Source organism: Flagellimonas rhodophyticola (assembly GCF_049332665.1).
In the GTDB taxonomy this organism is placed as follows: Bacteria; Bacteroidota; Bacteroidia; order Flavobacteriales; family Flavobacteriaceae; genus Flagellimonas.
In genome coordinates, this window is sequence record NZ_CP186326.1 from 788535 (window position 1) to 808082 (window position 19548).

Here is a 19548-nt window from a genome sequence, read left to right on the forward strand (position 1 = left end):
GAGTTTCATTTATTCAGGCCACTTTGATGAAGATGCCAAATTCCCAATCGGTTGCTTAAAGGTGTTTAAAGTTATTTCTCCATATGCTTTAACTGAATGCCCAAAGCCTTGGTGGACAATTGCACTTCTAAAAGTGATAAAAGTAATGAGATGATCAAAACGATAAGACTTGCCCCAAAAATGATGTTGGCCCAAATATTTTGTTCCACATAGATGAGAAACATGGTAATTACAGCAAATAAAAAACTTATGATTGCAGCGGCTTGCATATTTTTAATAATGCCAAGTCTTTTTTGTAATTGCTCTATTTGTTTTTTTACTGGAGAGGTAGCATCTTCCAAATATTGTTTGTGCAATTGTCGAATTAGGGCAGCAATGGCCAAATAGCGCGCATTGTAAGCCAACATGGTCAATGAAATGGCCGGAAATAAAAGCGCAGGAATACTAAGTGATAATTGCATTTATTCTATTTTAAATTCAATTTTTTCAGTAGCGCCGTTTGCAGTAATCTCAATCATGTAATTTCCTTGGGGCAAATAGGTTTTTCCATTTTTCGCAACCTCCAATTTCATCTTATTCTTTTTGAGGAAATTACTTTTTCCCTTTTTGGAAAAGGCAAGATCATAAGACAATATATTCAATCCTTTATCGGTCTCCATTTCTGTAGCACTTACTACAGTTCCATCTAAAGTTGTCACCTTGGTGGTGCAGGCTCCGGTTTCGGAACAATAGAAAGTGACATCCAAACCAGGTGTAGTCGGTTTGGCCCATGAACTCCATGCGTTACCCCAATTTTTGGAATGTTTGATATTTTCTACATCGAAAACAACCAAATCCTTCGAAGTCACATCCGCTTTTATTTGTTGAAGTGCGGCTATATCGGCTTTATAAATACTTCTTCCATGGGTGCCGACCAACAGGTGTTTTGCCTCAGGCTGAATGACCAAATCATGTATAGCGACATTGGGGATCCCATTTTGAAACAGTTCCCAAGATTCACCTCGATTAAAACTAACATACAAACCATTGTCTGTCCCTACAAACAGCAGATTTTCATTTTCAACATCTTCTACAAGAGCGTTTACCGGAGAGGTTGGAATATTACCAGAGATATTCTTCCAACTTTTTCCATAATCTTCACTTACATATATATAAGGAGTAAAATCGTCCCAGCGATAACCATTCAGGGTCACATAAATCCTTTCCTTTTTATGCTTTGAAGCGACTACTTCACTTACCCATAAATCTTTTGGAAACGAATCAGAAATTTTCTCCCAACTGCCCCCTGCATTTTTTGAAACCTGTACCAATCCGTCGTCACTTCCCGTATAAATCAAACCAAATTTAAATGTGGATTCTGATATTGTGGTTATGGTTCCGTAGGCTACATTTCCTTTTTTACCACCTTGGGTCAAATCATCGGAAATTGCCTCCCAATCATCGCCTTGGTTTAAAGAGCGATGTAATTTGTTGCCTCCTAAATACAAAATATCCTGATTATGTTGGGATAGCAATATTGGCGTCTGCCAATTGAATCTATATGGAGATTCACCTAATTCATGTTTAGGCTGGATGTACTTTTGACTTCCATCCTCAAGATTCAATCGATAGTAATTACCAAACTGAAACCCAGTATAAACAATATTAGAATTTCTGCTATCGATTTGCACTTGCATACCATCTCCACCCATAATCATCTTCCAAGGATTTTTTCCTGTTTGATGCCAATGCCGATTTTCCTCGCTATTATGAGCCCCTTTCCAAACACCATTGTCTTGAAGGCCACCATATACATTATAGGGCTCTTCATGATCTATATTGATTGCGTAAAACTGGCCGACAGTTGGGGAATTATTCTTCATCCAATTATCTCCATCGTCGTAAGAAATATTCACCCCACCATCATTTCCATTGATTAAATGACCTGACTTGTTTGGATTTATCCAAAGTGCATGATGGTCTGCATGCACATTTTCTTTTCCTATGGAAGTAAAGGTATTTCCACCATCTTCCGATTTAATTAAAGGCACTCCTGCCAAGTAAATGTGGTCTTTGTTATTGGGGTCTACCCGAATTTGGGCAAAATAATATCCATAGCTATAGAAAAGATCATCGATATAGTTCTCGTTCATTTTTTTCCATGAGGAACCAGCGTTATCGCTACGATATACTTCCGCCCCAATTACCGGAGTGTCAAACAAAAGGGAATTTGCATTGTCCAAATATTTGGCGAGGTCAACGGGTTTAACGGAACCACTTCTTACCATCTGTTTTACGTTTTCAGCGCGGTACTTTTCCTGGAATCCATTGGTTTTAAGGTAGTCATTCAATTTTTTATCCTCCAGAGAAAGGAAAGCGGCATTGCTCATAGATTTAAAATCTTCCTTGGAAAGACCGTCCTTTTTCGTTTCAGACTTTTTATCCCGTCTAAACTGATTATCATGAACCGCATAAACGGTGTTATCATCAAATACAGCCAACCCTATTCGGCCTACACCTTCTCCAGCAGGAAAACCGCTTTCTTCTGAAGTGACCAAAGTCCAACTTGCTCCTCCATCAACACTTTTATAGATGCCGGAAGAAGCACCATTGCCTGAAAAATTCCAAGCCTTTCTGTCTTTTTCCCACGCAGCTGCATATTGGATATTAAAATTTTTGGGTGAATGAGCAACATCAATAATTCCCGCAGCATCATTCACATGTAAAGTTTGTGTCCAGGTGTTACCTCCATCCATGGTTTTATAGACGCCCCTTTCTTGATTTGGAGAGTACAAATGACCAGTAACCCCAACAACAATATCATCGGGATTATCTGGATTGATCAATATTCTACCAATATGGTGTGAATCGGACAAACCCAGGTTTGTCCATGTCTTTCCATTGTCCGAAGATTTTAAAATACCGATACCGGCATATGAAGAACGAGACGAATTGTTTTCGCCTGTTCCAACCCAGATGGTTTTTGCATTCCAGTCTACGGCAATGTCTCCAATATTTTGTGTGTTCGAATTGTCTAAAATCGGATTAAAAGAAATTCCATTGGAAGTTGTATGCCACAACCCACCTGAAGCATAGGCAACATAAAACTCGGTTGGGTCATTGGGATTTACTTCTAAATCCACCACACGACCACTCATAACAGAAGGACCGATATTTTTTATTGGAATGTTTTTCACCAAAGAAGTTTGGGCCATTTTGGATTTTTGGTCCAAGGCTTTCATCACCTGGTCCGCGGAGGTTGCGACTTGTTGAGCAATTGTGTTTTGGACAACTAAAACGAAGCAGAAAAACAAAAATTTATTCATGGAAATATGGGTTAAATTCTCTTTGTCAAGGTATGAATAACTAGTGGTTAGGACAAACTGATAAAACCGAATAGTTCAATTAAAATGATTGACATAATCCAGATTTGTTAAGATAAATTTTACCACATTCATAAAAAAATGCTTATTTTTTTAGAATTAACCATTTAAACTATAAATATGGAAGAGTATTTACCGTTGATTATTCAACTTGTTTCGGGTGCCCTTGGAGGTAATCTAGCTGCAAAATTATTGCCAAAACTGAATCTTGGAACGCTTGGAAATTCCATTTCCGGAATACTTGGTGGAGGATTGGGAGGATATCTTTTGGGTATGCTCGGTCTAGGCACTGATGGCGGAATGGATGTATCCGGAATTATTGGAAGCATTGCCGGTGGTGGAGTTGGCGGCGGAGTTATTATGGCCATAGTGGGTGCTATAAAAGGAGCAATGTCCAAGTAGTTGGGTTTATACAAAGTATAAAGGAGCCATAATGGCTCCTTTTTTTGTTTGTGGCCGATAATCAAATTTTTACATTTGAAACAAATAGTTTATCTCAATGAAGTATTATCAAATTGACCAACAGCTTTTCATCAAAAACCGTAAAAAATTCATGGCACAAATGAAGCCTAAAAGTATTGCGGTGTTTAATTCCAATGATATTTATCCAATCAGTGCAGATAGTACGATGGCCTTTGAACAGCATCGAGATATTTTTTATTTGAGCGGGGCAGATCAAGAAGAGACCATTTTGTTGCTTTTTCCCGATGCCCTAGATAAAAAGCACCGCGAGATTTTATTTGTTCGTGAGACCAACGAACATATTGCGGTTTGGGAAGGGGCAAAGCTTACCAAAGAACAGGGAACACAAGTTTCTGGCATTGAAACGATATATTGGTTGACAGATTTTGACAAGGTGTTTTTTGATTTAATGACGGAAGCAGAAACTATATATTTCAATACCAACGAGCATTATCGTCAGGCAGTACAGACTCAGACCCGCGAAGATCGGTTTATAGAAAAGTGCAAAAAGGATTATCCTGCCCATCAATGGTCAAAAAGCAATCCCATCCTTCAACAAATCCGAGGAATAAAAGAACCAGAGGAAATAGCCTTGATGCAACAAGCTTGCAATATTACCGAGAAGGGATTTCGAAGAATATTGGGATTCACAAAACCAGGTGTCTGGGAATATGAAATGGAAGCTGAGTTCTTGCATGAATTTGTACGGAATCGATCTAAAGGTTTTGCTTATACCCCCATTATTGCTGCTGGCAACAATGCCAATGTGCTGCACTATATTGAAAACAACCAACAACTAAAGGATGGGGATTTGATTCTTATGGATTTGGCCGCGGAATATGCCAATTACGCCAGCGATATGACCAGAACCATTCCCGCCAATGGACGTTTCACGGATAGACAAAAAGCGGTATACAATGCGGTTCTTCGAGTTAAAAATGAGGCAACCAAAATGTTGGTGCCAGGGGTGATTTGGGCTGAATACCACAAAGAAGTGGGACACATCATGACTTCGGAATTATTGGGACTTGGTTTATTGGATAAGGCCGATGTGCAAAGTGAAAACCCCGATTGGCCCGCATACAAAAAATACTTCATGCATGGGACGAGTCATCATATTGGTTTGGACACACACGATTATGGTGAGCTAAAAACCCCAATGAAACCAAATATGGTTTTCACTGTGGAACCTGGAATTTATATTCCCAATGAAGGCATGGGCATACGTTTGGAAGACGATGTCGTCATACAAGAAAAAGGTGAACCGTTTAATTTAATGAGGAATATTCCAATCGAAGCTGAAGAGATTGAGGAATTGATGAATTCATAATGCACCCTTTAAGACAACATATTCAAGAATTGATTCAACTTACCGATGAGGAATTTGATGTTGTCTTAAGTCATTTCGAACCAATTAGGAAACGCAAACACCAATACATAGTTCAAGAAGGTGATTTTGTGAACAAAGAATATTGGGTAATCAAGGGGTGTTTAAAAAGTTGCTTCTTTGATGATGACGGAAAGGAACATATCCTTCAATTTGGAATGGAGAATTGGTGGATTACTGATTATGAATCTTTCATTAAGAAAACGTCGTCAAAAATTGCAATAGATTGTATTGAAGATTGTGAACTTTTGTTCATCTCTTATGAAAATCGGGAGAAGTTGACGGCCCAAATGCATAAAATGGAACGGTTTTGGGCCAAAAAGAGCAAATATGGCAGAATAGCGCTTCAAAAAAGAATTTTATCCCTTCTAAAAAACTCGGCTAAAGAACGTTATAATCTTCTTTTAGAAGAATATCCTCAACTTTTTCAACGAGTCCCAAAAAAATTGATTGCTGCCTATCTTGGCGTTTCTCGAGAAACATTAAGCCGACTGTCCTCCTAAAATCGAATTGGTTTTTGTGACATATGTCACGCAGAATCTGTGACTTACCTCCTTCATATCCTTACTGAAGTGTTTGAACTTTGTATGGTAATTAAAAATTAAAATATGCCATACGTAAACATTAAAGTTACCGATGAACAGGTGACAACACAGCAGAAAGGACAATTGATAGAAGGAGTAACTCAATTGCTTGTGGATGTTCTAAACAAGAATCCACAAACCATACATATCGTCATTGACGAAGTACCCATGGGAAATTGGGGATATAATGGGAAACAATACACAGGAACAAAAAGAACAACAAAATGAAAAACCTAACAGTAATAATTACTGGTGCCTCAACAGGAATTGGTAAAGAAACGGCCAAATACTTTTTAGATAAAGGGTGTAATTTGGTTATGAACTCTTCAAATGAAGCGAATCTTAAAGCCGCATTTGAAGCTTTGGGCTCTCCCTCAAATGCAATCTATTTTGCTGGTGATGTTAGTAAAAATGAAACCGGAATTCAATTGGCAGCCTTGGCTCTTGAAAAGTTTGGAAGAATTGATGTGTTGATTAACAATGCAGGAATTTTTTCGCCAAAACCTTTTTTAGAAGTCACTGAGAATGACCTTGACCATTTTTGGAAAATTAACCTTTTGGGAACTTACTTTACATCCCAGGCGGTAGTTCCACAAATGATAAAACAGCAGGAAGGCTCCATTATCAACATCGGAACCGTTTTGGTTGATCATGCCATTGGCGGATTTCCTGCAACTGCACCACTTACCAGTAAGGGGGCCATTCATGCTTTAACCCGACAGTTGGCCGCTGAATTTGGAAAGGACAATATTAAAGTGAACACCATTGCTCCCGGTATAATTAGAAGCCCATTACAAGGTAAAATGGGTGTGGAAGATGCAGATAGTTTATCCGGGCTTCATTTGTTGGGTAGGATTGGAGAGGCCAAAGAGGTTGCCGAAGCGGCCTACTATCTGACTACGGCAGATTTTGTAACCGGCGAGACCATAAACATAGCTGGAGGACATACAGTAGGACATTCAATTTAAACACATAAGATGATGTACAAAGAAAATAGAAGAGAAATAGAGCAGCTTATTACTGATTACTTTCAAGGGATTTTCAACGGAGAAGCTGATAAACTAAAAAAGAGCTTTCATGATGACCTTTACCTTTACGGAGATATTAATGGCGAAGATTATCTAAAAAGCAAAGATGAATATATTGAAGGGGTTAAAAGTAGAAAAAGCCCGAAAGAATTGGACGAGGAATTCAAAATGAGGATAATTGGGCTGGATGTTTTAGGGAAGGTTGCCATGGCAAAAGTTCATGTGCCTTTCTCTGGGTACAACTATTATGATTATCTGTCCATGGCCAAAATAAATGATAAATGGATCATTGTAAATAAAATTTTCACGAATGTGAATTAAGGCTTGACTTATTATTTTAGATTATGTTCAAAGCGGTTTGCGTATTAGCAAGCCGCTTTCGGTTTTGCATACTTTTTCCATTTATCATTATACCAAAAAGAAGAAGGGACATTACAGGACTTAGCAAAAAACCTCCTTTCCTTGTTAATTGAAAAAAGCATACCGTAAATCTATATAGCATATTCACCAATTTTGTCTCAATGGCTGAAACGGAATACCCGTAATTTGGGTGTCCTAGAACAATTTTGATTTATGAATCAATAAATCGGGGCGATACAATAACATTCCTAATTTACGCTATGGACTTCCTAATAGAATTGGTTTACTTTTTGTCGAATAATCGTTTTGTATTTCTTATGGTCGCGGTAATGCTAATGCTGTTGATGCGATTTGCGACTAAATTAAAGGAACTTTCAAATTTTAAGAAGAAGGCACTAACTAAAGGGTCCTCGATGTTGCTTTTAATCACATTACTAGTATTCATATTTGGTTCAGATTTCGCGAACAAGCTGATCTATGACCATGGCCAATTTGGAGAAGGAATTGTTATTGAGAAAAATGAAACAGGTGATATGTATAATCAAGAACCTGTGATACGATATGAAGCTTTGATTAAAACTACCAAAGGAAAAACTGTGCAAACAAGTTTTGATAGTGATGATTTCAATTTATACCCCGATTCAGATAATACAAACCGCTATCCCGATATCGGATTACCATTTACGGTAAAACATCTTGAAGGAAATCCGAAAGTGTTCATTATTGTTACCGATGACGATAGTTCTTATGGCGCGAACTTGCGTTGCGCAGACTTATTGAAAAACCTGAAAGCCGCCAAAAGTAAACTGGATTTTAACCCAGACGATGATGCGTTCAAAAAACAGTATCGGGAATACAACGAAGCTTACCTTTCAAGCGGATGCGGTGAGTTGGAAAATAAGGATGCGACAAGTCAATTTTTAAATGGACAAAAAATCACTAATAGTTCTCTGAAAGAATCTACCTTACCCAATAATGATTTTATAGAAGATTTTTTGCTTAAAAAAGCGACTTCAATCAAGAGACCATGGTTCCCAACAAAATGGAATCTGCCTAAAAACACACAGCCTGCTTTTATTTCAGAGGGAATGATAGGCCATCTTTTGCCCAAAATAGTATTAGAAAAGCAATCTTTTCTTACCAGTAAGAAGGAAATATTTCATTTTGCAAAACTGTCGGAAGTGGATATCGACGCTATTGGGAATGGATTTCACAAACCCGAACATTGGGCTTCAAAATTTAACACACCCATTTATTCTTATAAGCTCAGTGGACCAATTTCTTTGCTTTTGATCAAAAAAGATAAAAGTCAACTAGTTGAAATAGATGCTATTGAAGGGAATAGTTTTTTCACTTTTTACCCCCGTCAACATGCTGTCGGCCATCTGGATGAAGCTCTTGTGCCGATTGTTTACAAAGCTGAAGTCCCAGGCAATATTGATTTTGTTACGTATATTTCTCCTAACGCTTTAAAAGCGATTGACATTTCCAAAGTTGTGCTAAACTTGGAGTCTATTTCCTATGGAGACGCAGACTATCCTGGTACTTTAAGTATAACCGAACTAGACTTAAATGGAAATGGGGAATATGATATTATCAGAATCAAAGATGACTTTAAGGATTTAGTCACTCCTGGTGAAGATGGAGGAGAGAGTTTTTCTGGCGATTACATTTTGGTTTATCTTGAAAACGACTGGTATTTGAGTTCTTATCGAGTCACCGGTCTTGATGGAAAAGAGGGATACTAAAATCTACTTCTTCTGACTTGAATTAATGTTTCCTAATACAAAAACCACCAAAGCTGGTAATACCCACCCCATATGGTACTCCCTTAAGGGAATCCAAGAAGCAAAAGAGGCAATTGCATCTCCATGACCAATGCTGCCTATGAAATCAGGGATACTAAAAAATATTGTGGTTCCAATGACCCATTTAAAGATTTTTGGGGATGCATATGCGTTTGGGACAACATTCAACAAAATCAAAACAATGGTAATAGGATAGATAAACATAAGTGCCGGAATGGCCACGGCAATAATATAGCCAACATTAAATTGCCCCATTAATACACCCAGAACACAACCAATGACCGCGGTTATTCGATAAGCCAATTGGGAGTTATTGAAACGACCTTTAATGAAATCTGCAGTTCCTGTTATGATACCCACCGCCGTGGTAAAACAAGCCAAGCTTACCAAAATACTCAATCCTAAATTAGCGGTGTTCCCCAATGTTTTTATGCTGATTCCACTCAAAAGTGAAGTGCGTGAGATATCGACATCAAAAGAATTATGGAACAAAGCACCGGTAAATATAAGACCTGCATAAACAAGGAATAATCCGAGTCCGGCCAACCAGCCTGCCTTTCGAATCAGACTTTTTTTGGTTTCATAAGAAGCCGATGTGTCCTTCAGATTTATTGAAATAATAATAACGCCACCTACAACAACGGCACCAATGGCATCAAAAGTTTGATAACCTTCCAGGATGCCATGTGTAAATGCACTCTCGAATTGTATGGTCCCAAAGTTGAATTCCATATTAAAAATGGTAGCTCCTATTATTAATAGGAGTACAATTAGAATACCTGGCGTAAGGAACTTGCCAATCACATCTAAAATCTTGGAACGGTTTACAACAAAAACATAGACTAGTACAAAGTAAATGATACTTGTTAACAGATATGAAGAATCCCCAATCGGTTGGATAGCCATTTCATGTGTTACTGAAGCCGTTCGTGGTGATGGTAATGCAATGGAAATAGCATAAACCATATAGCAATAAACCAAACTAAATGTTGGAGATACTTTTTTCGCAAAATCAAACATGGTTCCCTGAAGTTTGGCATGCGCCAAAATTCCCAAAATGGGAATTAAAACAGCCGAAAGACAAAACCCAAAAGCTACCAGCCACCATAAATCACCTGATTTAAAACCTAACTGTGGTGGAAGAATAAGGTTTCCTGCGCCAAAGAATAATGAAAAAAGTGCGAAGGCGGTTACGGCGATAGTTTTTTTACTCATAAACTGTTAATAAATTTTTGATAAGATAAATCTAAATACTATATTCCATTCGCGTATTACAACGAGTGAAAACAACTTTTTAACGATTATTGTGCATTTCATCGAAAAATGAGCTTTCGACAAAAGTTTTTGAAATAAAAAGTTATCAACATCCGTTGCTAAAATAGAAGGTCTAATATAAATATTAAGAATATAAAATAGAATTACAGAAAATTAGGCATTTTCGATCCCCAAATCGTACCAATGCTCCACCCAAACAACACCGACTTATGAAATCATCCACTACTATCTCCCATGGCAACAAACTATCTTCCATTTTCTGCAACTTATTCGGACACCATTATGTAGTGTCCAAAAAAGTTACAAAACACATTAAAGAATACAAATGTCTTCATTGTCAAAAACAAGTTACCACTGATGTAAGTGGAAAACTTTCCGCTTTGACACCACAGATGCAAGATATTAACAGCACATTAGAAGATATGTACCGCAAAAGACAGAGCAGACATGTTCAACATGTAGCCTAGTCTGTTTGTGATTCTCTAAAATATTCAAGCTTATCCCGAAGATTAAGAAAGCTGATCGTTCTATTCAGTCGCGTGCCCCAAGACCGTTTAGTAAGAAAGCACTTGTTTTCGGGATTTTTTTATTCTGTGAATGAATTCCAGCCTTGAGCAGTTAAGGCAATTTTAGTATCCCCTCGAGTAATCAAATGAGCTCCTTCTGCTTTATCCGTTATATGTCCAATTACTGTCAAGTTAGGATTGGCCTTTATTTTTGGAAAATCAGATTGTTCTATAGTGAAAAGTAACTCATAATCTTCGCCGCCACTCAAAGCTATGGTAGTCGAATCCATCTTAAACTCTTCGGAGGTGGAAATCACAGTGGGGTCCAATGGTATTTTATCTTCAAAAAGATTGCAACCAACCTCACTTTGCTGACACAGATGCAAAATTTCTGAGGAAAGGCCATCACTAATATCAATCATAGCCGTCGGCTTAACCTCTAATTTTTCAAGCAATTCAACAATGTCTTTTCGAGCTTCCGGTTTCAACTGTCGTTCCACGATATAAGAATAGGGTTCCAAATCTGGCTGACTATTTGGATTTACCTTATACACCTCTTTCTCTCTTTCCAAAACTTGAAGGCCAAGGTAAGCGCCACCAATATCCCCTGTGACTACCAAAAGGTCGTTGGGTTTAGCACCGCTTCTTAATGCGATTTTCTTTTCCTCAACTACTCCAATAGCGGTTATACTGATTAGCATTCCTTTGGTTGAAGAGGTGGTATCTCCACCGACCAAATCGACATTGTACATTTTACAAGCAAGAGCGACTCCAGCATAAAATTCTTCCAGAGCTTCCAAAGGAAAACGATTCGAAACAGCCATGGAAACAGTTATTTGAGTAGCCATGGCATTCATGGCATAAATATCCGATAGATTAACTATTACAGATTTATACCCCAAATGCTTTAACGGCATATAGCTAAGATCAAAATGCACACCTTCAACTAAAAGATCTGTAGAGATTACTGCCTTCTTGTCTTTGAAATCCAAAATAGCAGCATCATCCCCAATCCCATAAACAGAGGAGTCCTGATTCAATTCAAAATTTTGGGTCAGGTGTTGGATCAATCCAAACTCTCCCATGTGTTCCAAGGCTGTCCGTTGAGGACTTTTATCTTCTAGCATTCGGCAAAAATAACTAGGATAATTATAAGTTGTATCTTTAATAAAAACTTAAAATTGCTATACCATGCCAAGATTTGTTTTTCAAATGGTTCTTGCAGCATTCGTATTTCTTGGATGCTCTAGCGATGATGGCACCTCCAATAATCAAGGAAACGGAAATAACAATGGCTCCGGAAACGGGGGTGGAAACTCTGGGATTAATATTGGAACCGGTGATGTCACCCGAAACGCCACCCCTTGTCAAAGTGGAATGGCAGATATTTACCCTTGCAACGGATATGATCTTTTGTTTCAAATGGATTTAGGGGCATTTGGCGGAAACTCTGGCAATGATATTTGGGGGTGGACTGATCCAACAACCAATAACGAATATGCCATAGTAGCTATGGATAATGGCACATCCTTTGTGGATATCACCGACGAAGCAAATCCCGTGTATTTAGGAAAATTACCAACGGCAACAGTTTCAAGCGGTTGGCGGGATGTAAAAGTTTATGGGGATTTTGCTTTGATCGTTGCGGAAGCAAGTAATCATGGCATGCAGATTTTCGACCTTAAAAAATTGCGAAATGTATCTAATCCTCCTCAAGAATTTAGTTCAGATGCGCGATATACAGGAATTGGAAATGCCCATAATGTTGTGGTGAACGAGCTAAATGGTTTTGCATACCCAGTAGGAACAGCCCGAAACGATGCATTTAACGGTGGGGTACATTTTATAGATATTCAAACTGCAACAAGTCCAAACGGGGTCGGAGGTTACGGCACTAACGGATACACCCATGATGCCCAAGTGGTTACCTATAATGGACCAGACGCAGATTATGCTGGACGTGAAATTTTTATAGGGGCCAATGAAAGCTTTATTGCTATTGCAGACATTACGGACAAATCAAATCCTCAGCAGATAAGCACATTTACATACGGTAATATTGGCTATACACACCAAGGATGGTTCACTGAAGATCAGCGCTATTTTATTCTTGGAGACGAATTGGATGAAACAGATTTTGGATTCAATTCCCGCACCTTGGTTTTTGATATGACAGATTTAGATAGCCCGCAATTACATACTACATATATTGGCCCAACAAGTGCGATTGACCATAATGGATATGTGGTTGGAGATGAATTCTTCCTGGCAAACTATACCGCTGGAATGCGGGTGCTGGACATTTCAGACATTGAAAATGAAAATATTACCGAGAAGGCTTTCTTCGATACTTACCCTTCAAGTAATGTTGCACAATTTGATGGAGTTTGGAGTGTTTACCCATTTTTTAGCAGTGGTAAGATTATCGTGAATGACATCAATTCAGGATTATTTGTTCTTCAGAAATCGAATTAGGTCTCGTGTGATGAAAAAATTGCTTAGCATTTTTATATTGATTTTTCTGATATCGTGTAGCAATGACGATAACCAATCTCCTGAGATGGATGAAACAACTTTTTTAGGAGAGGTGGACTGGATCAAGAGCTACGGGGGGTCAGGGGAAGATACTGCTCAGTCCGTAATTCAAACCAGTGACGGGGGTTATGCCGTTCTAGGTTTCAGCAATAGTATTGATGGAGATATTGTTGGGAAAACCACCAACGTAAATGATTATTGGTTGTTAAAACTGAATGCCGAAGGCGACCTTTTATGGAATCAAACTTATGGCGGAAGTAAGGACGACAGAGGACAATCCGTAATTCAAACTTCTGACGGAGGATATGCCATTGTGGGGTATGCGATGAGTGATGATGGCGATGGAAGTAACAATGAAGGCTTTCATGACAATTGGATTCTTCGACTCGACAATAATGGGAATGTTCTATGGGAAAAGAGCTTTGGTTTTTCTGGGCACGACCATTCCTACGATGTAGTGCAAACAGATGATGGCGGATTTTTCTTTTCAGGCTTTTTAGATGTTACTTCGTCCGGGGGAGATGGCAACAATGGTAAAGGAAATTACCTCACACGTCATGGTGTCGGTGAGTTCTGGGGCACAAAACTGGATGCTGATGGAAATCTGGAATGGAGAAGATATTTTGGAGGCACAAACAACGATCGTTCTTATGGAGTTTTGCAGGCTGATGATGGCGGATTTGTTATGGCAGGATCTTCGGAAAGTGACGATTTCGACATTACCGACTCCAAAGGAAGCTATGATTTTTGGGTGGTTAAAGTAAGCAGTACAGGAGAGATGCTTTGGCAAAAATCTTTTGGTGGTTCAGGAATAGACAAAGCTTATAGTATAGCCAAAACCAACGATAACTCTTATGTGATTGCAGGCAACACTTTTAGCACCGACACCGATATTTCAAAGAATAATGGAGAGTCGGACGTTTGGTTGATCAAAATTGATGATAGTGGAAACCTGGCTTGGGAAAAAAACTATGGCGGAACTGCTTTTGATGCTGCCCGAGGATTAAACCTGACTTCAGATGGAGGTTTTGTCATTGCAGGAAATTCTAAAAGTACTGATGGTGATGCGACTGAGAATTCTGGTGAAAATGACCTTTGGATAATTAAAACGGATTCCGAAGGAAACATTGAATATCAAGAAACCTTTGGCGGGTCCGGTTTGGACTATGGTTTTGATGCCATTCAAAACACTGAAGGAAACCTTATTCTAGTTGGGGAAACAGCCAGTGATGACTTCTCGGGGCTTCAATCAAAAGGATTGATAGATTTAGTGATTATCAAAATAAAATAAGCCCCACTCTTTCCATAGATAACCCCTATTGGATTATTCGTTATTATAATGTTAGGAAATGTGGTAAAACCCTACTTATACCATATATTTGTAAGCTATTTAGAATAAATCCAAGTAAGAATGATTAAAGTTTCAGAAACAGCCAGACAAAAAGTGGTAACCATGATGACCGAAGAAGGTTATGATGCTTCTACAGATTTTGTGCGTGTGGGTGTAAAGAGCGGTGGTTGCAGTGGTTTGTCCTATGAATTAAAATTTGATAAATCTACGACAGAAACCGATAAAGTTTTTGAAGATAACGCAGTACGAATCATTGTGGACAAAAAGAGCTTTTTATACCTAGTCGGAACCACTTTGGAATATTCAGGTGGACTGAACGGGAAAGGGTTTGTTTTCAATAACCCTAATGCACAGCGAACTTGCGGATGTGGGGAAAGTTTTTCACTATAAATTGTTAATTGACCTATGGTCATTGATCGATTGAAAGTATGGCTTATACAGAAGAAGAATTAAAAAAAGAACTAGAAACCAAAGAATACGAGTATGGTTTCTATACAGATATTGAATCCGATACGTTTCCAAAGGGATTAAACGAAGATATTGTTCGTGCAATTTCCAAGAAAAAGAACGAACCAGAGTGGATGACGGAGTGGCGTTTGGAGGCGTTTCGTATTTGGGAACAAATGGAAGAACCGGAGTGGGCAAATGTCCATTATGAAAAACCTGATTTTCAAGCAATAAGCTACTATTCTGCTCCAAAATCAGCAGATCCCAATAAATCCTTGGAAGATGTAGACCCCGACTTATTGGAAATGTACCGAAAACTGGGAATTTCTGTAGATGAGCAAAAAAGATTGCAGAATGTAGCCGTTGATATTGTGGTAGATTCTGTTTCAGTAGCAACAACCTTCAAGAAAACATTAGCGGAAAAAGGGATTATCTTCATGCCTATTTCTGAAGCGATTCAAGAACATCCAGAATTGGTCAAGAAGTATATGGGAACCGTAGTTCCAAAAACAGATAACTTCTATGCAGCCTTGAATTCAGCGGTATTTACCGATGGTTCATTCTGCTACATTCCAAAAGGCGTGCGTTGTCCAATGGAGTTATCCACATATTTTAGAATTAATGAAGGAGGTACAGGTCAGTTTGAGCGCACCTTGGTCATTGCAGATGAAAACAGCTATGTCAGCTATTTGGAAGGATGTACCGCACCATCAAGAGATGAAAATCAATTGCATGCGGCAGTGGTAGAACTTATAGCTTTAGATGATGCAGAAATCAAATACTCGACTGTTCAGAATTGGTTCCCTGGAGACAAAGAAGGAAAAGGTGGTGTATATAACTTCGTGACAAAGCGAGGTTTGTGTGAAACAAATTCCAAAATTTCATGGACCCAAGTTGAGACAGGTTCGGCCGTAACTTGGAAATACCCATCTTGTATTTTAAAAGGAGATAACTCTGTAGGGGAGTTTTATTCAATTGCGGTTACCAATAACTTTCAACAAGCAGATACAGGGACCAAAATGGTTCACTTGGGTAAAAACACAAAGAGTACCATTATTTCCAAAGGAATTTCCGCAGGGCAATCCCAAAACAGCTACCGAGGATTGGTACAGGTCAATAGCAGGGCTGAGAATGCTCGAAACTTTTCACAATGTGATTCGTTGTTGATGGGCAATAAATGTGGAGCACATACTTTCCCATACATCGAAGCCAAAAACAAAACAGCCCAGATAGAACATGAGGCGACAACCAGTAAAATTGGTGAAGATCAAATTTTCTATTGCAATCAAAGAGGCATCGATACTGAAAAGGCCATTGCCTTAATTGTAAATGGTTTTAGCAAAGAGGTCTTGAACAAACTTCCCATGGAGTTTGCTGTAGAAGCCCAAAAATTATTGGAAATCAGTCTTGAAGGCTCAGTTGGATAACCATTTCTTTAAACCGAAGAAGATGAAAAAAATAATAGCATCACTTTTAATAATAGGCACTTTTTCATGCAAACAAGCAAAAAAAGAAACTGCCACTGACGAAAAGATAGTTGAGGTTGTTAAGCCCGAAGTCAAGCTGTATACATTTAGCGGTGGAACGGTAGTTGCAAACAGATTGGAACTTTTTTCGCAGGATACTACCTATACAGGTCAATCAAAAGAATTTGCAGATGCATTTTATGTGATTAGTCATCCAAAAGGAAATTTAATGTGGGATGCCGGACTTCCAGAAGGTTTAGTTGGTCAGCCCGAACCATTTACAGCCCCAGGTGGAGCCTTTACTGTTTCTCGAAAAGATTCCGTAGCCAATCAGTTAGCTAGTATTGGTCTTAAGGTTGAAGATATTGATTACATCACTTTTTCGCATACTCATTTCGACCACACCGGACATGGTAATGTGTTTTCAGGCTCTACTTGGATCGTTCAAGAAGCAGAACTCGATTTTGTTGCCAACGAAGAAGCACAAGAAAACAGGGCTGATAACTATAATGCCATTAAGGAATTAAAGAATATCCAAAAAATTAATGGTGATCACGATGTTTTTGGAGATGGAAGTGTTGTCATAAAATCCATGCCGGGGCATACACCAGGTCATCAGGTGTTGTATTTGGATTTAGGTGAGCATGGACCGTTACTTCTTTCAGGAGATATGTACCACTTTTATGAAAACAGGGAGCACCAAAGAGTGCCAATTTTTAATACCGATGTAGAACAGACTAAGGCCAGTATGTTAGCTTTTGAAACCTTTGCAAAAGAAAAAGGAGCAAAAGTGTACTTACAGCATGCCAAAGGTGACTTTGAAAAATTACCAAAAGCACCCAACTATTTAAAATAATATTGAAGAAGAACACAATGTTAGAAATCAAGAATTTACACGCAAGCGTAGAGGATAAAAAAATATTGAAAGGTATCAACCTTGAGGTAAATGCAGGAGAGGTTCATGCCATTATGGGCCCCAATGGATCTGGTAAAAGCACACTCGCTTCCGTCATAGCCGGTAAGGAAGAGTTTGAAATCAAAAAAGGAAACATAATCCTTGAAGGAGAAGATTTGGAGGAATTGTCTCCAGAGGAAAGAGCGCATAACGGAATTTTTCTTTCATTTCAATATCCAGTTGAAATCCCAGGGGTATCCGTTACCAATTTTATGAAAACGGCAATCAATGAATCTAGAAAAGCAAGAGGGCTGGAAGATATGCCAGCAAACCAAATGCTGAAACTGATTCGTGAGAAATCGGAAATGTTGGAAATTGACCGAAAGTTTTTGTCCCGCTCCCTTAACGAAGGGTTTTCTGGAGGAGAGAAGAAAAGAAATGAAATCTTTCAAATGGCCATGTTGGAACCCAAGTTGGCGATTTTGGATGAGACAGATTCAGGATTGGATATTGATGCCCTCCGTATTGTGGCTAATGGGGTCAACAAACTTAGGGGAAAGGATAATGCAATAATTGTCATTACCCACTACCAAAGATTGTTGGAATACATTGTGCCGGATTTTGTGCATGTTTTACACGATGGAAAAATTGTGAAGTCAGGAACTAAGGAGTTGGCTTTAGAATTGGAAGAAAAAGGATACGACTGGATAAAGCAAGAAACGGTAGTTTAATGCCAATTGATGTAAAATGGATTTAAAAGATAAATTACTTTCTTCTTTCATAGCATTTGAGAACAATGTGGATTTGGACCACCCTGTGCACGAAGTTCGTTCAGAGGCCATCAAGAACTTTGAGGAAAAAGGTTTTCCTTCCAAGAAAGAAGAAGCTTGGAAATATACCTCACTGAACAGTCTTCAAAAAATAGACTTCAGTGTTTTTCCAAAAGAAGAAAATACCCTGGATTATAAGGATATCAAAAAGTATTTCCTTCACGAAATAGATACCTATAAAATTGTGTTTATTGACGGCGTATACAGTTCATATCTATCAGAGACTACCCATGATGGTGTGGACGTATGTTTGATGAGCTCTGCTTTCAGCAAACCCATGTACCGTCAGATTATAGAACTTTACTTTAATAAAGTGGCATCCAAAGATGAGTCGTTGACCACCTTGAACACTGCTTTTAGCAGGGAGGGAGCATACATCTATATTCCGAAGAACAAAGCTCCCAGAAAACCTGTGCAGATTATCCATTTTGCAACAGGAAACGAGGCCTCATTAATGCTACAGCCGAGGAACTTGGTAGTGGTTGAGGAAAATGCAGAAGTACAAATAATAGAACGCCATCAAAGTTTAACCGATAACGAAGTGTTCACTAATTCTGTTACGGAAATCTTTGCTGCCAAAGATGCCATTGTCGATTATTATAAAGTTCAAAACGACCGGGATAGTGCATCATTGATTGACAATACATACATCTCTCAAAAGGATAACAGTGTTGTTCGCGTACATACCTTCTCTTTTGGAGGGAAATTGACACGAAATAACCTCAACTTTTATCAAAACGGAGAACGAATTGATTCTGTTCTTAAGGGAGTTACCATTCTGGGTGAAAAACAGCATGTAGATCACCATACCTTGGTGCATCATGCACAGCCCAATTGTGAAAGTCACCAAGATTATAAAGGTATTTTTGGAGAGAAATCCACGGGAGTCTTTAATGGAAAAATTATTGTAGATAAAATTGCCCAAAAGACCAATGCTTTCCAGCAGAACAACAATATTCTTATTAGTGATAAGGCTACAATCAATACCAAACCACAGCTAGAAATTTTTGCCGATGATGTAAAGTGTTCTCACGGCTGTACCATTGGACAGTTGGATGAAGACGCATTGTTTTATCTACAATCTAGAGGTATTCCCAAAAAAGAAGCAACAGCTTTAATGATGTATGCTTTTGCCAACAATGTTCTGGAAAGTGTTCGCATACCAGAGCTTAAAGCTCGCATCAACAAGATCATTGCCAACAAACTTGGCGTTCGTGTTGGTTTTGAGCTCTAAGAAATCTATACAACTAAG

Annotated in this window: 19 protein-coding genes; 15 read left to right on the plus strand and 4 right to left on the minus strand. The window is 38.6% G+C overall.

From position 1 onward, the window contains the following. Positions 1–71 precede the first annotated feature (71 nt). A complete protein-coding gene (locus ACOKFG_RS03580; RefSeq protein WP_298793015.1) occupies positions 72–461 on the minus strand; it encodes a DUF2721 domain-containing protein in 390 nt (129 codons plus the stop codon). After that, positions 462–3305 (minus strand): glycosyl hydrolase, encoded by a 2844-nt coding sequence (locus ACOKFG_RS03585; protein ID WP_422861866.1) that lies wholly within the window; start codon positions 3303–3305, stop codon positions 462–464. A 177-nt stretch (positions 3306–3482) separates the two neighbouring features. Here ACOKFG_RS03585 and ACOKFG_RS03590 point away from each other — a divergent pair, with 177 nt between their 5' ends. The 7 genes from ACOKFG_RS03590 (at position 3483) to ACOKFG_RS03620 (ending at position 8931) form a co-directional block, all read left to right on the plus strand. Further along, on the plus strand, positions 3483–3764 hold the full coding sequence (locus ACOKFG_RS03590; protein ID WP_298793019.1) for a hypothetical protein: 282 nt from the start codon (positions 3483–3485) through the stop codon (positions 3762–3764). 97 nt (positions 3765–3861) lie between these two features. Beyond that, a complete protein-coding gene (locus ACOKFG_RS03595; protein ID WP_298793020.1) occupies positions 3862–5154 on the plus strand; it encodes an aminopeptidase P family protein in 1293 nt (430 codons plus the stop codon). Further along, the gene (locus ACOKFG_RS03600; RefSeq protein WP_298793022.1) at positions 5154–5714 is read left to right on the plus strand and encodes a Crp/Fnr family transcriptional regulator; all 561 of its coding nucleotides are present in this window, start codon (positions 5154–5156) and stop codon (positions 5712–5714) included. The genes ACOKFG_RS03595 and ACOKFG_RS03600 overlap by 1 nt, the downstream gene beginning before the upstream one ends. 105 nt (positions 5715–5819) lie before the next feature. After that, a complete protein-coding gene (locus ACOKFG_RS03605) occupies positions 5820–6023 on the plus strand; it encodes a tautomerase family protein (protein WP_298793024.1) in 204 nt (67 codons plus the stop codon). Next, a complete protein-coding gene (locus tag ACOKFG_RS03610) occupies positions 6020–6763 on the plus strand; it encodes an SDR family oxidoreductase (RefSeq protein ID WP_298793026.1) in 744 nt (247 codons plus the stop codon). Before ACOKFG_RS03605 ends, ACOKFG_RS03610 begins: the two co-directional genes overlap by 4 nt. Before the next feature lie 9 nt (positions 6764–6772). Continuing rightward, positions 6773–7144: a nuclear transport factor 2 family protein gene (locus ACOKFG_RS03615; RefSeq protein WP_298793028.1), complete on the plus strand. Its 372-nt coding sequence runs from the start codon at positions 6773–6775 to the stop codon at positions 7142–7144. Between the two features lie 299 nt (positions 7145–7443). After that, positions 7444–8931, plus strand: coding sequence for a hypothetical protein (locus ACOKFG_RS03620; protein ID WP_298793030.1), 1488 nt, complete (start codon positions 7444–7446; stop codon positions 8929–8931). A gap of 3 nt (positions 8932–8934) precedes the next feature. On the opposite strand, the gene brnQ is transcribed toward ACOKFG_RS03620, so the two are convergent. Further along, on the minus strand, positions 8935–10206 hold the full coding sequence (gene brnQ / locus ACOKFG_RS03625; protein ID WP_298793032.1) for a branched-chain amino acid transport system II carrier protein: 1272 nt from the start codon (positions 10204–10206) through the stop codon (positions 8935–8937). A gap of 269 nt (positions 10207–10475) precedes the next feature. Between brnQ and ACOKFG_RS03630 the strand changes: the two genes are divergently transcribed. Next, positions 10476–10733 carry a hypothetical protein gene (locus ACOKFG_RS03630; RefSeq protein ID WP_298793034.1) on the plus strand — a complete coding sequence of 86 codons (258 nt, stop codon included), beginning with the start codon at positions 10476–10478 and terminating at the stop codon, positions 10731–10733. Positions 10734–10852: 119 nt separating this feature from the next. On the opposite strand, the gene thiL is transcribed toward ACOKFG_RS03630, so the two are convergent. Next, entirely contained in the window at positions 10853–11899 is a 1047-nt protein-coding gene (gene thiL / locus ACOKFG_RS03635; protein WP_298793036.1) for a thiamine-phosphate kinase, read from the minus strand. 64 nt (positions 11900–11963) lie between these two features. Here thiL and ACOKFG_RS03640 point away from each other — a divergent pair, with 64 nt between their 5' ends. The 7 genes from ACOKFG_RS03640 (at position 11964) to sufD (ending at position 19530) form a co-directional block, all read left to right on the plus strand. Then, positions 11964–13247: a choice-of-anchor B family protein gene (locus tag ACOKFG_RS03640; protein WP_299486898.1), complete on the plus strand. Its 1284-nt coding sequence runs from the start codon at positions 11964–11966 to the stop codon at positions 13245–13247. A gap of 10 nt (positions 13248–13257) precedes the next feature. After that, complete coding sequence (locus ACOKFG_RS03645) at positions 13258–14598, plus strand: hypothetical protein (RefSeq protein ID WP_298793039.1); 1341 nt, start codon at positions 13258–13260, stop codon at positions 14596–14598. A 120-nt stretch (positions 14599–14718) separates the two neighbouring features. Then, complete coding sequence (locus ACOKFG_RS03650) at positions 14719–15048, plus strand: HesB/IscA family protein (RefSeq protein WP_298793040.1); 330 nt, start codon at positions 14719–14721, stop codon at positions 15046–15048. Positions 15049–15086: 38 nt separating this feature from the next. Continuing rightward, complete coding sequence (sufB, locus tag ACOKFG_RS03655; protein WP_298793041.1) at positions 15087–16532, plus strand: Fe-S cluster assembly protein SufB; 1446 nt, start codon at positions 15087–15089, stop codon at positions 16530–16532. Between the two features lie 22 nt (positions 16533–16554). Next, a complete protein-coding gene (locus ACOKFG_RS03660) occupies positions 16555–17427 on the plus strand; it encodes an N-acyl homoserine lactonase family protein (protein ID WP_298793042.1) in 873 nt (290 codons plus the stop codon). Between the two features lie 17 nt (positions 17428–17444). After that, positions 17445–18197 (plus strand): Fe-S cluster assembly ATPase SufC, encoded by a 753-nt coding sequence (gene sufC / locus ACOKFG_RS03665; protein ID WP_298793538.1) that lies wholly within the window; start codon positions 17445–17447, stop codon positions 18195–18197. A gap of 16 nt (positions 18198–18213) precedes the next feature. After that, the gene (gene sufD / locus ACOKFG_RS03670; RefSeq protein ID WP_298793043.1) at positions 18214–19530 is read left to right on the plus strand and encodes a Fe-S cluster assembly protein SufD; all 1317 of its coding nucleotides are present in this window, start codon (positions 18214–18216) and stop codon (positions 19528–19530) included. The last annotated feature ends 18 nt before the right edge of the window (positions 19531–19548 follow it).

Bases quoted from the DNA above. Each gene is read 5' to 3' on its own strand.
- ACOKFG_RS03650 (WP_298793040.1), top strand. From the start codon at position 14,719: ATGATTAAAGTTTCAGAAACAGCCAGACAAAAAGTGGTAACCATGATG.
- ACOKFG_RS03660 (WP_298793042.1), top strand. From the start codon at position 16,555: ATGAAAAAAATAATAGCATCACTTTTAATAATAGGCACTTTTTCATGC.
- ACOKFG_RS03640 (WP_299486898.1), top strand. From the start codon at position 11,964: ATGCCAAGATTTGTTTTTCAAATGGTTCTTGCAGCATTCGTATTTCTT.
- ACOKFG_RS03590 (WP_298793019.1), top strand. From the start codon at position 3,483: ATGGAAGAGTATTTACCGTTGATTATTCAACTTGTTTCGGGTGCCCTT.
- sufC (WP_298793538.1), top strand. From the start codon at position 17,445: ATGTTAGAAATCAAGAATTTACACGCAAGCGTAGAGGATAAAAAAATA.
- ACOKFG_RS03585 (WP_422861866.1), bottom strand. From the start codon at position 3,305: ATGAATAAATTTTTGTTTTTCTGCTTCGTTTTAGTTGTCCAAAACACA.
- ACOKFG_RS03580 (WP_298793015.1), bottom strand. From the start codon at position 461: ATGCAATTATCACTTAGTATTCCTGCGCTTTTATTTCCGGCCATTTCA.
- ACOKFG_RS03645 (WP_298793039.1), top strand. From the start codon at position 13,258: ATGAAAAAATTGCTTAGCATTTTTATATTGATTTTTCTGATATCGTGT.
- sufB (WP_298793041.1), top strand. From the start codon at position 15,087: ATGGCTTATACAGAAGAAGAATTAAAAAAAGAACTAGAAACCAAAGAA.
- ACOKFG_RS03610 (WP_298793026.1), top strand. From the start codon at position 6,020: ATGAAAAACCTAACAGTAATAATTACTGGTGCCTCAACAGGAATTGGT.
- ACOKFG_RS03605 (WP_298793024.1), top strand. From the start codon at position 5,820: ATGCCATACGTAAACATTAAAGTTACCGATGAACAGGTGACAACACAG.
- sufD (WP_298793043.1), top strand. From the start codon at position 18,214: ATGGATTTAAAAGATAAATTACTTTCTTCTTTCATAGCATTTGAGAAC.
- ACOKFG_RS03615 (WP_298793028.1), top strand. From the start codon at position 6,773: ATGATGTACAAAGAAAATAGAAGAGAAATAGAGCAGCTTATTACTGAT.
- ACOKFG_RS03630 (WP_298793034.1), top strand. From the start codon at position 10,476: ATGAAATCATCCACTACTATCTCCCATGGCAACAAACTATCTTCCATT.
- ACOKFG_RS03595 (WP_298793020.1), top strand. From the start codon at position 3,862: ATGAAGTATTATCAAATTGACCAACAGCTTTTCATCAAAAACCGTAAA.
- thiL (WP_298793036.1), bottom strand. From the start codon at position 11,899: ATGCTAGAAGATAAAAGTCCTCAACGGACAGCCTTGGAACACATGGGA.
- ACOKFG_RS03620 (WP_298793030.1), top strand. From the start codon at position 7,444: ATGGACTTCCTAATAGAATTGGTTTACTTTTTGTCGAATAATCGTTTT.
- ACOKFG_RS03600 (WP_298793022.1), top strand. From the start codon at position 5,154: ATGCACCCTTTAAGACAACATATTCAAGAATTGATTCAACTTACCGAT.
- brnQ (WP_298793032.1), bottom strand. From the start codon at position 10,206: ATGAGTAAAAAAACTATCGCCGTAACCGCCTTCGCACTTTTTTCATTA.